This is a genomic window from Mycobacterium sp. P7213 (assembly GCF_900604305.1).
In the GTDB taxonomy this organism is placed as follows: Bacteria; Actinomycetota; Actinomycetes; order Mycobacteriales; family Mycobacteriaceae; genus Mycobacterium.
This window is the reverse complement of sequence record NZ_UWOA01000008.1, coordinates 82,598-96,629: the sequence shown is the minus strand read 5'-3', so window position 1 is coordinate 96,629 and position 14,032 is coordinate 82,598. Positions and strand designations below refer to the sequence as shown.

Here is a 14,032-nt window from a genome sequence, read left to right as displayed (position 1 = left end):
GGCCAGCGATGCGGCACTCAGTGGTCGGTCGGTGTCATCGGTGACGGTGAGGCTGGCGGCGTCTCCGGTGATGGTGATCAGACCGCGGTGATGTAACCGGTGGTGATACGGGCAGACCAGCACCAGGTTGTTCAGTTCGGTTTCGCCGCCGTCTTCCCAATGCCGGATGTGATGGGCGTGCAACCCTCGGGTGGCCCCACAACCGGGAACCACGCAGCAGCGGTCACGGTGCTCAAGGGCCCGGCGCAGCCGGCGGCTGATTCCGCGGGTGGTGCGGCCGGCGCCGATGACTTCACCGGCGCGCTCGAACCACACCTCAAAGCTGGCGTCGCACAGCAGGTATCGGCGTTCCTCTTCCGACAGCAGTGGCCCCAGGTGCAGTGCCGCGACCCGGTCCTTGACGTCGAGGTGCGCTACCACCGTGGTGTGGAGTCCGTGCGGCCGGCGTGCGGACTCGACGTCCCATCCGGTCTCGACCAGACGCATGAACGCATCCGCAGTAGTCGGCAACGGAGGCGCCTGATCTGTTGTGCGGCCCTCGTGGTCGTGTTTCCACTGGGCCATCAGGGCGTCCAGATGAGACTGCAGTGCCGCATCGAACTTGGCCGCGTCGAGGTGATCGAGTTTGATCCGCCAGCAGCTGCCCTGCTCGTCGGTGACTTTCGTGATCGATCGCGCCGGCTCGGGCCGGTGATCGGGTTCGGGGCGCGGCTCCAGCTTGACCGCGGTGCGTAGTTGGCTGACGGTGGCCACGGCGGCTAGCTGGGCGTAGTGCTCGTCGGAACCGTCGGCGGCCCGCCCGGCGATGACCCCGACCTGATCGAGGGAGACGCGACCGTCCCGCAGGCCCTGGACGCAGCGGGGAAACTCTTCGGCTCGATGGGCCACCGTGGCGATGGTGTGGGCATTGCCCGGTGACACCCCGGTCTTCCAGGCCAGCAGCGCAGCGACAGACCGCGCTCCGGTGGCGCCCCACAGCTGCTCGCGGTCGATCTCTGCAGTGATGTCCACGATGCGTCCATCGATCGCGTTGCGCTGACCGGTCAACTCGGCCAGCTCCTCGAAGAGCACCTCAAGACGCGCGCCCGGATGCACTTCGGCACTGGCTGACGGCGCGATCGAGGACATGCCATCAGCATCGCAGAGGGGTACGACACGGCCGGGCACGTCGATTGCCACGCACGAGGAAGTCCGCGTAATTTGACCGGGTGAGTTCCTCCGAAGAGTACGGAGAAGACCGCTGGGTCGATACCTCCCGGCACCTGACCCTGATCGCCCGGCTCAACACCTCCGCCGTCGACGCCCGCCGTGGCGTGGTACGGCTGCATCCCGAAGCCGTTGCTGCCCTGGGTATCCGGGAGTGGGACGCGGTCTCGCTGACCGGTTCTCGCACGACGTCGGCGGTGGCGGGGCTGACGGGTCCGGATGCGCCGGCCGGTGTGGCGCTGCTCGACGATGTGACGCTGTCCAACGCCGGCTTGCGCGATGGCACACAGGTGGTCGTGGCCGCGGCCACCGTCCACGGTGCCCGCTCGGTGACGCTGAGCGGGTCCACCCTGACGTCCCAGACGTTGTCGCCCACCACCCTGCGCCAAGCTCTGCTGGGCAAGGTGATGACGGTCGGCGACGCGGTCTCCCTGCTGCCGCGCGACCTCGGGCCCGGCACCTCCACGTCGGCGGCCACCGCCGCGCTGGCATCGGCAGTCGGTATCAGCTGGACCTCGGAGTTGTTGACGGTCACCGGCGTGGACCCGGCCGGGCCGGTCAGCGTTCAGCCCAACTCGCTGGTCACCTTCGGCAACGGCCCCGCCGCCGCGGTCACCACCGTCGCCAAACCGGCTGCCCCGGCCCGCATCGCCATCGACGAACTCAAGGGCTGCGAGGCGCAGGCCGCCAAACTCGCCGAATGGCTCAAGCTCGCGCTCGACGAACCGCAGCTGTTGAAAACCCTGCGGGCGGGAACGAATCTCGGTGTGCTGGTGTCCGGTCCCGCCGGGGTGGGCAAGACGACCCTGGTGCGGGCGGTGTGCGAGGGCCGCCGGCTGATCGAGCTGGACGGGCCCGAGATCGGGGCGCTGGCCGCCGACGAGCGGCTGGCCGCAGTGCGTTCCGCGGCGACGCAGGTGTGCGACGGCGGCGGAGTGCTGCTCATCGCTGACGTCGACACGCTGTTGCCCGAACCGTCGGAGCCGGTGGCAACGCTGATCCTTGCCGAACTGCGCAACGTCGTGGCCACCGAAGGGGTGGCGTTCATCGCTACCTCGGCGCTGCCGGACCATGTGGATCCCCGACTGCGGGCGCCGGAATTGTGCGATCGCGAGATCCGGCTAAGTCTTCCCGACGGCGCGACCCGGGCTGCGCTGCTGGCCACCTTGCTCATCTCGGTTCCCACCGCAGACTTGGCGTTGGGTGAGATCGCGGAACGCACACCGGGTTTCGTGGCCGCAGACCTTGCCGCACTGGTTCGGGAGGGGGCGCTGCGGGCGGCGTCGCGAGCCAGCGACAACGATGAGGAACCCAAGCTCACCCAGGAGGATCTGGTCGGAGCACTCAGCGTGATCCGGCCACTGTCGCGCTCGGCGGCCGCAGACGTGGTGGTCGGCTTACAAGTGGGAAACGTCACCCTCGACGACGTCGGCGACATGGTCGCCACCAAGCAGGCACTGACCGAAGCGGTGTTGTGGCCGCTGCAGCACCCGGATACGTTCACCCGCCTCGGCGTCGACCCGCCGCACGGGGTGCTGCTCTACGGCCCACCGGGGTGCGGCAAGACCTTCGTGGTGCGCGCCCTGGCGGGCTCTGGTCGCGTCAGCGTGCACTCCGTCAAAGGCGCGGAGCTGATGGACAAGTGGGTGGGCAGCAGTGAGCGGGCGGTGCGGGATCTGTTTCAGCGCGCCCGCGATTCGGCTCCGTCACTGGTCTTCCTCGACGAGATCGACGCCCTGGCACCGCGACGCGGCCAGAGCTTCGATTCGGGGGTCACCGACCGGGTGGTGGCCGCGCTGCTCACCGAACTCGACGGCGTCACCCCGCTGCGCGACGTGGTGGTGGTCGGTGCCACCAACCGCCCCGATCTGATCGACCCGGCCCTGACCCGGCCGGGCCGGCTGGAGAAGCTGGTGTTCGTCGAGCCGCCGGATGCCGACGCTCGCCGGCAGATCCTGCGGGTGTCCGGGAAATCCGTTCCGCTGCATGACGACGTCGACCTCGACGCGCTGGCTGCGGACCTGGAGGGCTACAGTGCCGCGGACTGCGTGGCACTGCTACGCGAAGCCGCCCTGACCGCAATGCGGCGCAGCATCGACGCTGCCGATGTCACCGTGGCCGACGTCACCGCGGCACGCGAGAACGTCCGGCCCTCACTGGATCCCGTTCAGGTCGACGCGCTGCGCTCCTTCGCTGACAACCGCTGAGTTCGGAGTATCGGCAATCAAGAGACCTCGACCAGCGCGGCGAGCCGGGACAGTGAGGCGGCGAGCTTGTCCGCGGTAGTGTCCCGGGCGCGGGCGAGACGGTTCGGGTCGGACAGCTCCGACCAGTCGTAGGTGTGGGTTACTCGCGTGCGCGCCGGCCCGAGCGGCTCGAGCTCCCATCGCCACAGGTGTCCCGGCGGCGCACACCCGGGGGCCGCCGGGCGCCAGGCGATGCGGCGCCCTTCCTCGAACTCCACCACGTGGTTCTCCCGGACCTTTCCCATGGTCAGCGTCATGGTGAAAACGTCTCCGACGGCATGAACCCGTTGGCCGGGTGCGGCTTCGGCCAGATTCGCGTTTCCATCCCAGCGCGGCTGCCGGGCCGGGTCGGCGATGAAGTCGAAGATCAGCTTCGCCGGCGCCGCGATCACCCTGCTGGCGCTGACCACCTTCGCCGGCAGTGGCGAGCCGACTCGATGCAAGGTGCCTTCGGGGTCGATATAGGCGAATTCCCTGATCTGGTAGTCGGTGTCGACCGGTTCGACAAACCGTCCCGGTACGCCTGACGCCGTCCATTGCGCATAGAGCCCGTCGGCGTCGTCGACATAGAAGTACACGCTGGCGGCGGTGCGCAGTGGATCGTGTTCGGCCCATTCGGAAAGGTGCAACGAAACCGGACCGCGGTCGGCGAATCCGTAGCGGGCCGGGCCGCCATAGTGGTTGACGGTGAACCCGAGCCGACGGTAGCGGTCCAGCGCAGCGTCGAGGTCTCGCACGGAAATGATCGGTGCGACCGAGGTGAACTCGATGTCGGCCATAGCGTGAGCGTACGTCGAGGCAAGCTCGCCGGCCTGCCCCACGGATTCAGCCCGGAGGGCTAGCCCACCGGGTCGAACTCGATGTGCAGCTCGGTCAGCCCGCGCAGCAGGAACGTGGGCTCGTAGGAGTAGCGCCGCTGGCCGGCGGGCCCGTGGTGGGCTTCGCTGACCCGGAGGTCACGCATCCGGTCCAGCATGCGGTGAATCGTGATGCGCCCTTCGACCCGGGCCAGTGGCGCACCGGCGCAGGTGTGGATGCCGCGGCCGAAGGCGATGTGTTCGCGCACGTTCTTGCGGTCCAGCCGGAACTCGTCGGGGCTGGCGAATTTGCGCGGATCCCGGTTCGCCGCGCCCAGACACAGCATCAGCACGGTGCCGGCTTTGATCGGCACCCCGCCCAGCGTGGTGGTCTTACGGGCGAGACGGAAGTCGATCTTGGTGGGGCTCTGAATTCGCAGCGCCTCCTCGATGAAGGCCGGGATCAGCGCGGGGTTGTCTCGCAGCGTCTGCTGGAGCTCGGGCCGATCGCCCAGGGTTTGCACCGCCGCCCCCAGCAACTTGGTGACAGTCTCCTGACCGGCAGCGAATAGGAACGTGGCCGGGCGAACCACCTCCAGCAGTTCCGGTGTGGAACCGTCGGGGTAGGTCGCGGCGGCCAGCGCGCTGAGAACGTCCCCACGAGGCTCCCGCCGCCGCTCGGAGAGGTAGCCGCTGAACTTCCCGTCGAGGTACTGCAGAGGATTGAGACCCACCGGTGTCCCATCAAGGGAGCCGACATGCTGCCCCTCCTGATGCCCGGCACCCAGCGCACTGCGGAACTCCGCGCGATCCTCCTCGGGGACCCCGAGCAGATCGGTGATGGCCAGGGTTGCATACGGTTTGGCGTAGTCGAACAGGAACTCACAGCGGCCGGTACCGATGAATTCGTCGAGCTGCGTATCGGTCAGCTGCCAGATGAACTCCTCGTTCTCCTTCAGCCGCTTGGGAGTCAGCAGCCCGCTCAACAGCGCGCGGGCTCGGGTATGCGCCGGCGGATCCATCACCACGACGTGCTCGAAGATCGGGAACTTGTGCCGGTGCGCCTCGATCTGCTCGGTGATGTCGTCGCCCTCAGGCTCGAACGGCAGCGGTGGAAACGGCCCGCCGATGGCGTTCACCGCCGAGAATGAGTCGTGGTCTTTGAACGCGGCGAGCACCTCGTCGTAGCCGGTGACAGCCACGACACCGTGATGTGGCTCGGTGAACACCGGGCCCTTGGCACGCAGGTACTCGTAGTAGTCGTAGGGATCTTGGGTGACGGCCTGGTCGGAGAAGTAGTCCACCGCCGCGAGATCCACCATCTCCCGATACCCCTTTCGCGCGCGCGGCAACCTCGTCACACTGGTCGATCGATCAAATTGCTAGAATGCGTCATGCCTACCACGCGCGGCGCCGGACGGTCAAGCAACCGCAACCCCGGGCCGGCCTGAATGGCGGCTCCACGCAAGGCCAAAACGACCGACAACGCCACCCGACGCCGCCTGATCGAGGCGACGGCGCGATTGATGCGCGACGAGGGCTATGCCGCGGCGACGTCGCGGCGGGTCGCCGCCGAGGCCGGCGTGCGCCAAGCCCTGGTCTATTACTACTTCCCCACCATGGATGACCTGTTCGTCGAGGTGTTGAGGGCTGGCGCCGATGTCGCGCTGGAGCGGATGCGCGCCGCCCTGACCGACGACGATCCACTGCGGACACTGTGGGAGATCAATAGCGATACCCGTATGACCAGCTTAAACACCGAGTTCATGGCACTGGCCAACCACCGCAAGGCGATCCGGACCGAACTCAAGGCCTATGCCGAGCGAGTACGCGACATCGAGACCGCGGCCGTCACGGTGGCACTGCGCGCCAACGGCGTCGATCTGGAGGAATATCCGCCGGTCGTGATCTCGATCCTGATCGCCCAAACCGCCCGCAACCTATGCAACGAGAGCGCGGTCGGCGTCACCCGGGGGCACGACGAAGTGCGCGCCCTGATCGAGCGCCAGTTGAGCCGGCTGGCGCCGCCGCCCGCCGCCCCCCGCTAACAACCGATGGTTGACAGGCTGGCCCTTTGGTGCCAGCCGTGCTGATCGATCGACCAACAACGAGACGAGGTGCGGACATGAGTGGACGAGTAGCGGGAAAGGTCGCGCTCATCACCGGCGCGGCCCGCGGCCAGGGGCGCAGTCACGCGGTGCGACTCGCGCAGGAAGGTGCCGACATCATCGCCGTCGATGTCTGCGCTCGGATCAGCAGCAACGAGGACATCCCCGCGGCGACGCCCGACGACCTCGCCGAGACCGCCGACCTGGTCAAGGGATTGGACCGCCGCATCGTGACGGCGCAAGTCGATGTGCGTGACTTCGACGCGCTCAAGGCTGCGGTCGACGGCGGTGTCGAGCAGCTCGGGCGCCTCGATGTCATAGTGGCCAACGCCGGAATCGGCAACGGTGGCGAGACCCTGGACAAAACCTCCGAGGCCGACTGGCAGGACATGATCGACGTCAACCTGTCCGGCGTCTGGAAGACCGTCAAAGCCGCTGTCCCGCATCTTATTTCTGGCGGCAACGGCGGTTCTATCGTGCTGACCAGCTCGGTGGGCGGCCTCAAGGCCTACCCGCACACCGGTCACTACATCGCGGCAAAACACGGCGTGGTGGGGCTGATGCGCACCTTCGCCATCGAACTCGGCCAGCACTTCATCCGGGTCAACTCGGTGCACCCCACCAACGTGAACACGCCGCTGTTCATGAACGAGGGCACGATGAAGCTGTTCCGCCCGGACCTGGAGAACCCCGGACCGGATGACATGGCCGTCGTGGCGCAGCTCATGCACGTGCTGCCGATCGGATGGGTGGAGCCGGTGGACATCAGCAACGCCGTGCTGTTTCTGGCCTCCGACGAGGCCCGGTATGTCACCGGACTCACGCTCACCGTCGACGCCGGCAGCTGCCTGAAGTAGGCCCGCAAAATATCCGTCGACCCTGCACTCGCACTTTCACGCCCTGGACGCAGGGTCAACGAGGGATGTCGAATTCGACTCGCGCGGAAACGGTTTCGATCGCCTCGTACAGCGCCGACAAGCGGTCCGACAGCGACGGCGCCGCCAGCACCGCGTAGCGGTCGGCCTCCCCCATCGGGACGCGGCAAGCCAGCGAGTACAGTCGCTGCACCGGGTCCAGCGAGCGCAGCCGGCGACCGCCCACCAAACTGTTGCGACCCGGCATCACCCACCGTCGCTGGGCTTGGGCCATCCGCTTGTGCAGCGTGACGATGCGATCTTCGAGCGCACCGAACTGCTTGTCCGTCAACGGTTCTGACGGCTCGTCAGGCCATACCTCGGTGATCGCCCGCGGGTACGGATCGTCGGCGAGCCATTCACGCACCCGGATCCGCTCCCCGGTCAGGCAACGCAACGCGTACCGGCCCGCCCCGAGTTCCGTGCACTGGGTGATGTTGGCCATCGCGCCGACATCGTTGCGCTGCTCACCGCCGCCCACCTCTCGGCCCCGAGCGATCAGCACCACCCCGAACCGGGGATCACCGCTGCGCATCAAGTCGCCGACCAACACGGTGTAACGCAACTCGAAGATCCGCAGCGACAGTTCCTCGCCGGGCAGCAACACCCATTCCAGCGGGAACATCGGCAGTTCCATCACGAGATATCGAGCTCGCCCACCAGTGCATCGACCACGGCACGCAGATCACCGTCGTGTTCCTCGGCGACCCGGCGCTGACGCTGGTACGAAGCGCCAGTTCGGTAGATGTCCGCGACAGCCGCCAACTCGTCGGAGCAGTGCAGGCGCGCGGCGACCGGTTCCAGCCGGTTCAGCAGCTCGTCGAGGTCCTCGGTGACCAGCCGCTCGTTGCTGTCGGCATCAAGGATGATCTCGGCGTCCAGCCCGTAGCGGGCCGCGCGCCATTTGTTCTCCTGCACGTGCCAGGGCGGCATGGTGGGCAGGGACTCATCGGCCTCCAGCCGCCGGTCCAGATCGACGATCAGGCAGTGCGTCAACGCCACCAAGGCGCCCAGCTCGCGCAGGTTGGACACTCCGTCGCAGACCCGCACCTCAATGGTGCCCAGATGTGGTGACGGCCGGATGTCCCAACGGATCTCGTTGGTGTGGTCGATGATTCCGGTCTTCTTCTGGTCGTAGACGAAACCCTCGAACTCTGCCCAAGTCTGGAACTGGAACGGCAGACCCGCCGTGGGCAACTGCTGGAACATCATCGCGCGGTTGCTGGCGTAACCCGTGTCGTGACCGTCCCACCACGGCGATGACGCGGACAACGCCAGCAGGTGCGGATAATGCTGCAGCAGCGACGAGATGATCGGCATCACCTTGTAGGACGAGGAAATGCCGACGTGGACGTGCACGCCCCAGATCAACATCTGCCGGCCCCACCACTGGGTGCGTTTGATCAACTCGGCGTAGCGGGGCGCGTCGGTCAGCTTCTGCGCCGACCACTGTGCGAACGGGTGCGCGCCGGCGCCGAAGAGCTCCATCCCCCGGGCGTGCACGATCGGCCGGGTCGTCTTCAGCGTCTGGCGCAGATCCTCGATGGCCTCGCCCGTGTTGTCGCAGATACCCGTGACGAGCTCGACGGTGTTGCGCAGCAACTCCTTGTGCACGCGCGGGTTTTCGCCAAGCTCGGACAGGACCGCGCTGGCTTCGTTGCTCAGATCACGCGTCTGGGCATCGACGAGAGCCAGCTCCCATTCCACGCCGAGGGTGGGACGGGCGCTGCGAGCGAACTCGATTCGGGCTTCAGATCTCGGCGAAGCCCCGACCGGCGGGCTATCCGGCGCCGATGACACCACACGCAATCCGCTTTCCGGCATCTCCGGTGGTCAGCGTGGTCTGGTCCGGGCCGGGCGTGCCATTGACCTGGGTGTAGCGGTCCGCCGGGATGTTGGCGAAGTTGTCATCGTCGGCGTGGATGATGATCGAGGTTCCCTCGCCAGCCAGCAGTTCAGCTTTGGTGAACGAGTCGGTGGTGGTGACCAGCAGCCCACTGCCGTCGGAGCGCACCTGCAGCGACGTCAGGTCACCGCTCTGCGGGTGCTCGCTGTGGCCGGGCGCCTGGAAGTGGCCGCCGGCCGACAGGAAGCTGCCGGGCGCGCCGCCGGTGGGGGCCACCGACTCTGCTTCACACTTCCCGACTGCGTGGACGTGCAGGCCGTGGAAACCGGGCGACAGCACACCGCTGCTGGTGGTCCGCACGGTCACGGTGGCGAACTCCTTACCGCCGGACTTGCTGAATTCGAACGTCGCGGTGGCGACCTGGCCGCCATCGGCGGTCGTCAGATGCGCGACGAGATTGTCCGCGCCGGCCGAACCACCCGACTCGGACTCCGTGGCCGACGGCGCCGCCGACCCGGTCCAGATGGCCGGCGTGGTGCCGGGCACGTCTGAGGGCACCTCGTTGGGGGGACTGCACGCCGCCAACAGCACGGCCGGGATGGCGAAGACGACGGCGGCAAGAGCTCTGCGGTGACCTGTGACCATGCGAGGAGCTTAACCCGCGACCACCACGATGACGCCCGGTGGTTGCTCGGCCACGTCGGGGATGCGCGGCTCGACGACCGCTCCCAGCACCTGGGCGATCGAATGGGCCGCGTCCTGCTCACCCTCGGCGTCGCTGAAATAGACGGTGGTCTGGGTGACCTCGGGCAGTTCGAGGTTGCCGATCTCGGTCACGTTCCAGCCGGCTTCGCGCAGCCGGTCGGCGGTGTTCCCCGCCAGGCCCGCCTGTTCGGAGATGTTGAAGACCCGCACGTCGGACTTACGCGCGGGGCGTTCGGGTTTGGCCGGCGCCGAGGACGTGGTGACGGGTTGCGCCGTCGTCGAACGGTCGGCGTCGTCGTCGGTGCTCGAGGAGCCGAGGGCTTGAAACCCGACCAGCAGGAAGACGGTGCCCAAGAACAGCAGCACCATCACCATTGCCCGGAGTGGGAGTCGAGAGGAGTCAGGAACGTGGTCGTTCATTGCGCCCACTGTATCGAGGAGCGGGCCATGACCTATAAACGCCCGGCGATCAACGTGTCAGGCAATCAGGTGATGTCGAACCCGAGCCGGCGCGCGGCACGCGCCTTCTGGCGGCTGGAGCGCAGCCGACGCAGCCGTTTGACCAGCATCGGGTCGGCGGCCAGCGCTTCGGGCCGGTCGACTAGCGCGTTGAGGACCTGGTAGTACCGAGTCGCCGACAGCGCAAAGCGTTCCTTGATGGCCTCTTCCTTGGCGCCGGCGTACTTCCACCAATCCCGTTCGAAAGACAGGATGTCGTGTTCGCGACGGCTCAGACCGTCGGTGGGTTCCGAATCGTCCCCTGAGCGATTCGCCTGCGCCATGGCGCCGTCCATATCGATTCCTGGACCCTTCCGGAAAGTTCTCTCGCTGCAAACGTTCGGTTGTTTTCGGCGGAGTGTTCTGAGCGAATATTCAATCACGGCATGCTGTGTTGAACCGGGAGCCCGCCCCGCGCGTCGCCGTGGCCGCTGCACTCGGCCGGAGGCGGTCCCAGCTTCGCCTCTCCTCCGTCGAGCCTCGCTGAACCGCCCACCAACCCGGCGGTCCCAGCTTCGCCTCTCCTCCGTCGAGCCTCGCTGAACCGCCCACCAACCCGGCGGTCCCAGCTTCGCCTCTCCTCCGTCGAGCCTCGCTGAACCGCCCACCAACCCGGCGGTCCCAGCTTCGCCTCTCCTCCGTCGAGCCTCGCTGAACCGCCCACCTAAGATTTGCGGTCATGGCCGTCCTACCCATCCGCATTGTGGGCGATCCCGTCCTGCACACTCCGACCAGCCCGGTGCCCGTCGCCGATGACGGCTCGTTGCCGGCCGACCTCGGCGAGCTCATCACGACGATGTACGAGACCATGGACGCCGCCAACGGCGTCGGCTTGGCCGCCAATCAGATCGGCGTGGGACTGCGGGTCTTCGTCTACGACTGCGCCGACGACCGTCGCTCCACGACACGGCGCCGCGGCGTGGTGGTCAACCCGGTGCTGGAGACCTCCGAACGGCCCGAAACCATGCCCGACCCCGATGAGGACGACGAAGGCTGCCTGTCGGTGCCCGGCGAATCGTTTCCGACCGGTCGGGCGGAGTGGGCGCGGGTCACCGGCCTGGACGCCGACGGCAACCCGGTCACGCTGGAGGGCACGGGGCTGTTCGCCCGGATGCTGCAGCACGAGACCGGCCACCTCGACGGGTTGCTCTACCTGGACATGCTGGTGGGCCGGAACGCCCGCGCCGCGAAGCGGACGGTGAAGTCCAACGGCTGGGGCGTGCCCGGCCTGTCGTGGATGCCGGGCGACGAGCCCGATCCGTTCGGTCACTGACGAGCACTCGTGTCCCAACCGCCCGCACTCCCTGAGATCGGCGTCCGGGTGAGTCTGCGCTACCTGCGTGCCCCTGGTTCAGAGCCTCCGATGGGCGATGTGATCGGGCACCTGGTGGCAACCAGCCCGCTGGTGCAGGTCCGTTCGGCCGATGGCGTGACCCACGAATGCCGGCATGCCGATGTGCTCTACGTGCGCCGGCTGACCGACCGGCCGGTGAAGAACTCCACGATCCGTTCCGTCGAGCATGCCGCCGCGCTGGCCTGGCCGGGCAGTGACCATCGGTGGCTGGACGGCTGGTTCCTGCGGGCGGGCCGCGGCGCCGACCTCACCACCAATTCCGCTGTGCCCCTCGACATGTTTGCCCACGCGAACACCATCCCGGCGATCATCGACTGGTACACGCGGCGTGGTCTACCACCGACGCTGGCGGTCCCCGAGCGGCTGTTGCGGCTGCCCGAGGACATCCCGACGCGGCACGAGACCCGCACCCTGGTGTGCGAGCTGAGCGCCGAGACGGCCGGGGACCAGGTGGCGCTGATCAGCGAACCCGACGCAGACTGGCTGGCGGTATTCGGCCATGACGTACCGGTGGAGGTGTTGACCGCAGTGGTCGAGGGTGAGGTGATCTTCGCGTCGATTCCCGGGATGGCGGTGGGGCGTGGTGCGGTCACCGAGGGCCCGGACGGGACGCGGTGGCTGGGGCTGACGGCGGTTCGGGTGGCCACCGACCGGATCCGGCAGGGCTACGGACGGGCGATCTGGGGCGCATTGCAGGCCTGGGGGGTGGGTCGCGGCGCCACCCGCGGTTACGCGCAGGTGCCGAGCAACGACCCGCAGGTGTTCGGGTTCTTCGAAGCGATCGGATTCACAGGCCAGCACCGCAGCCGCTATATCGATGCCCGGCCGCTGGGCAGCGGGTCGGCGCTCTAGTTCTAGCGGCGATCGCAAGCGCGACGAAGTCACGCGCAGCGGGTCACCGCCATCGAACTAGGGTGGCTTCGTGACTGCTCTGCGACTGGCCACCTGGAACGTCAACTCCATCCGCTCTCGGGTGGACCGAGTGACTGACTGGCTGGCCCGTGCCGAGGTCGACGTACTGGCCATGCAGGAGACCAAGTGCACCGACGCGCAGTTTCCGGCGCTGCCGTTTCACGAGTTGGGCTACGAGGTTGCCCATGTCGGACTGAACCAGTGGAACGGGGTGGCGATCGCGTCGCGCGTCGGCCTGGACAACATCGAGGTCGGGTTTCCCGGCCAACCGGCATGGGCCAAGGCCGACGCCGATCCCGCCGTGGAGGCGCGCGCGCTGGGCGCCACCTGCGGTGGGGTGCGGGTCTGGAGTCTCTACGTGCCCAACGGACGCGCACTCAACGACCCGCACTACACCTACAAGCTGGATTGGCTTGCGGCGCTGCGCGATACTGCCGAAGGGTGGTTGCGTGACGATCCGTCGGCGCCCATCGCGCTGGTGGGCGACTGGAACATCGCTCCCCAGGACGACGACGTATGGAGCATGGAGTTCTTCGAGGGCGCGACACACGTCTCACCACCGGAGCGTCTGGCCTTCCAGGCGATGGCCGACGCGCAGTTCCTCGATCTGGTGCGGCCCTTCACGCCCGGCCCGGGCGTCTACACCTATTGGGACTACACCCAGCTGCGGTTCCCCAAGAAGCAGGGCATGCGCATCGACTTCATCCTGGGCTCCCCCGCCCTGGCGACTCGCGTCGCGCACGCTGAGATCGTCCGCGAAGAACGCAAGGGCAAGTCACCGAGTGACCACGCGCCGGTGTTGGTCGAGATCCGGCGGGACTGATAAGCCGCAGTTCTATGAATTCGGTGTGGATTTCGGACCGATCGCGAAATCGCGCATAGGATAGGCGGATTATCCAATTTGCTCATTTGAAGGGCAGGGAATTCCCATGAACGCCGTCGCAGGGACGGTAAGAAAGGTGGCCGGAGCGGCGAGCCGCGCGGTCACCATGACCACTGAGGCAGCCGGGGCGATCGGCGGGGCCGCAGTCAACGGGGTAATCGGCGGTGTCACGGGGGCGGCCGGCGGCGTGCAGCGCGGGCTGCGCACCGGCAGCCACTCGACTCCCGCGGCCGCGCTGACCTTGGGCGCCCTCGGCGTGACCGGGCTGGTCGAGTGGCCGGTGTTGGTCGCGGTGGGCGGCACCGCACTGGTGCTCAAACAACTGACCAACCGGTCGGATCACAACAAGGCGTCGGCCCAGGCCTCGACTGCGTCGGTACGGCCGCTCAGGGCGGCGCCGCCGGCGAAGGCGACAAAGCCGACGAAGGCGACGAAGCCGGTGAAATCGGCGAACTCGTCGACGTCAGCGCGTCGCGCCCCACAGCCGAAGAAGACAGCGGCACGGCAGCCACGCAGCGGCGCCAGCAGCAACCGCACTCGCACCCGCCACTAGTCGGGTACCG

15 protein-coding genes and 1 pseudogene are annotated in these 14,032 nt (G+C 67.6%); 7 read left to right on the top strand and 9 right to left on the bottom strand.

Annotated elements, in window-relative coordinates; translation table 11 throughout:
* Positions 1-1,128 (bottom strand): HNH endonuclease signature motif containing protein (locus tag EJK91_RS04815; protein WP_164517878.1); only part of this gene is annotated, 1,128 nt, incomplete at its 3' end.
* 80 nt (positions 1,129-1,208) lie between these two features.
* Here EJK91_RS04815 and EJK91_RS04810 point away from each other — a divergent pair.
* Complete coding sequence (locus EJK91_RS04810) at positions 1,209-3,413, top strand: AAA family ATPase (RefSeq protein WP_125078375.1); 2,205 nt, start codon at positions 1,209-1,211, stop codon at positions 3,411-3,413.
* A gap of 17 nt (positions 3,414-3,430) precedes the next feature.
* Here the strand turns inward: EJK91_RS04810 and EJK91_RS22130 are convergent, their stop codons facing one another.
* The 3 genes and pseudogenes from EJK91_RS22130 to EJK91_RS04800 all read right to left on the bottom strand — a co-directional run bounded on the left by EJK91_RS22130 (position 3,431) and on the right by EJK91_RS04800 (position 5,571).
* On the bottom strand, positions 3,431-3,874 hold the full coding sequence (locus EJK91_RS22130) for an SRPBCC family protein (protein ID WP_046301143.1): 444 nt from the start codon (positions 3,872-3,874) through the stop codon (positions 3,431-3,433).
* Positions 3,875-4,222, bottom strand: a pseudogene (locus EJK91_RS23100) (bleomycin resistance protein); the annotation flags it as partial.
* 68 nt (positions 4,223-4,290) lie between these two features.
* Complete coding sequence (locus EJK91_RS04800) at positions 4,291-5,571, bottom strand: cytochrome P450 (protein WP_125078374.1); 1,281 nt, start codon at positions 5,569-5,571, stop codon at positions 4,291-4,293.
* 129 nt (positions 5,572-5,700) lie between these two features.
* Between EJK91_RS04800 and EJK91_RS04795 the strand changes: the two genes are divergently transcribed.
* Together EJK91_RS04795 and EJK91_RS04790 are read left to right on the top strand one after the other, a co-directional pair.
* Positions 5,701-6,297, top strand: coding sequence for a TetR/AcrR family transcriptional regulator (locus EJK91_RS04795; protein WP_024440112.1), 597 nt, complete (start codon positions 5,701-5,703; stop codon positions 6,295-6,297).
* A gap of 77 nt (positions 6,298-6,374) precedes the next feature.
* Positions 6,375-7,214, top strand: a complete 840-nt coding sequence (locus EJK91_RS04790) for a mycofactocin-coupled SDR family oxidoreductase (RefSeq protein ID WP_125078373.1) — start codon at positions 6,375-6,377, stop codon at positions 7,212-7,214.
* Between the two features lie 55 nt (positions 7,215-7,269).
* On the opposite strand, the gene EJK91_RS04785 is transcribed toward EJK91_RS04790, so the two are convergent.
* The 5 genes from EJK91_RS04785 to EJK91_RS04765 all read right to left on the bottom strand — a co-directional run bounded on the left by EJK91_RS04785 (position 7,270) and on the right by EJK91_RS04765 (position 10,616).
* Positions 7,270-7,908: an LON peptidase substrate-binding domain-containing protein gene (locus tag EJK91_RS04785; protein ID WP_125078372.1), complete on the bottom strand. Its 639-nt coding sequence runs from the start codon at positions 7,906-7,908 to the stop codon at positions 7,270-7,272.
* Positions 7,908-9,071 carry a glutamate--cysteine ligase gene (locus EJK91_RS04780; protein ID WP_125078380.1) on the bottom strand — a complete coding sequence of 388 codons (1,164 nt, stop codon included), beginning with the start codon at positions 9,069-9,071 and terminating at the stop codon, positions 7,908-7,910. Before EJK91_RS04780 ends, EJK91_RS04785 begins: the two co-directional genes overlap by 1 nt.
* Entirely contained in the window at positions 9,052-9,762 is a 711-nt protein-coding gene (sodC, locus tag EJK91_RS04775; protein ID WP_125078371.1) for a superoxide dismutase[Cu-Zn], read from the bottom strand. Before sodC ends, EJK91_RS04780 begins: the two co-directional genes overlap by 20 nt.
* Before the next feature lie 9 nt (positions 9,763-9,771).
* Positions 9,772-10,242, bottom strand: a complete 471-nt coding sequence (locus EJK91_RS04770) for a LytR C-terminal domain-containing protein (RefSeq protein ID WP_024440117.1) — start codon at positions 10,240-10,242, stop codon at positions 9,772-9,774.
* A 65-nt stretch (positions 10,243-10,307) separates the two neighbouring features.
* The gene (locus EJK91_RS04765) at positions 10,308-10,616 is read right to left on the bottom strand and encodes a DUF3263 domain-containing protein (protein ID WP_024440118.1); all 309 of its coding nucleotides are present in this window, start codon (positions 10,614-10,616) and stop codon (positions 10,308-10,310) included.
* 383 nt (positions 10,617-10,999) lie between these two features.
* Here EJK91_RS04765 and EJK91_RS04755 point away from each other — a divergent pair, with 383 nt between their 5' ends.
* From EJK91_RS04755 to EJK91_RS04740, 4 genes are all read left to right on the top strand, one after another.
* Positions 11,000-11,593: a peptide deformylase gene (locus EJK91_RS04755; protein ID WP_024440119.1), complete on the top strand. Its 594-nt coding sequence runs from the start codon at positions 11,000-11,002 to the stop codon at positions 11,591-11,593.
* Positions 11,594-11,602: 9 nt separating this feature from the next.
* On the top strand, positions 11,603-12,526 hold the full coding sequence (locus EJK91_RS04750) for an N-acetylglutamate synthase, CG3035 family (protein WP_125078370.1): 924 nt from the start codon (positions 11,603-11,605) through the stop codon (positions 12,524-12,526).
* A gap of 79 nt (positions 12,527-12,605) precedes the next feature.
* Positions 12,606-13,409, top strand: a complete 804-nt coding sequence (locus tag EJK91_RS04745) for an exodeoxyribonuclease III (protein WP_024440121.1) — start codon at positions 12,606-12,608, stop codon at positions 13,407-13,409.
* Positions 13,410-13,515: 106 nt separating this feature from the next.
* Complete coding sequence (locus EJK91_RS04740; RefSeq protein ID WP_036456809.1) at positions 13,516-14,022, top strand: hypothetical protein; 507 nt, start codon at positions 13,516-13,518, stop codon at positions 14,020-14,022.
* Positions 14,023-14,032: the final 10 nt, after the last annotated feature.

Bases quoted from the DNA above. Each gene is read 5' to 3' on its own strand.
- EJK91_RS04785 (WP_125078372.1), bottom strand. From the start codon at position 7,908: ATGGAACTGCCGATGTTCCCGCTGGAATGGGTGTTGCTGCCCGGCGAG.
- EJK91_RS04800 (WP_125078374.1), bottom strand. From the start codon at position 5,571: ATGGTGGATCTCGCGGCGGTGGACTACTTCTCCGACCAGGCCGTCACC.
- EJK91_RS04795 (WP_024440112.1), top strand. From the start codon at position 5,701: ATGGCGGCTCCACGCAAGGCCAAAACGACCGACAACGCCACCCGACGC.
- EJK91_RS04770 (WP_024440117.1), bottom strand. From the start codon at position 10,242: ATGAACGACCACGTTCCTGACTCCTCTCGACTCCCACTCCGGGCAATG.
- EJK91_RS04765 (WP_024440118.1), bottom strand. From the start codon at position 10,616: ATGGACGGCGCCATGGCGCAGGCGAATCGCTCAGGGGACGATTCGGAA.
- sodC (WP_125078371.1), bottom strand. From the start codon at position 9,762: ATGGTCACAGGTCACCGCAGAGCTCTTGCCGCCGTCGTCTTCGCCATC.
- EJK91_RS04755 (WP_024440119.1), top strand. From the start codon at position 11,000: ATGGCCGTCCTACCCATCCGCATTGTGGGCGATCCCGTCCTGCACACT.
- EJK91_RS04740 (WP_036456809.1), top strand. From the start codon at position 13,516: ATGAACGCCGTCGCAGGGACGGTAAGAAAGGTGGCCGGAGCGGCGAGC.
- EJK91_RS04790 (WP_125078373.1), top strand. From the start codon at position 6,375: ATGAGTGGACGAGTAGCGGGAAAGGTCGCGCTCATCACCGGCGCGGCC.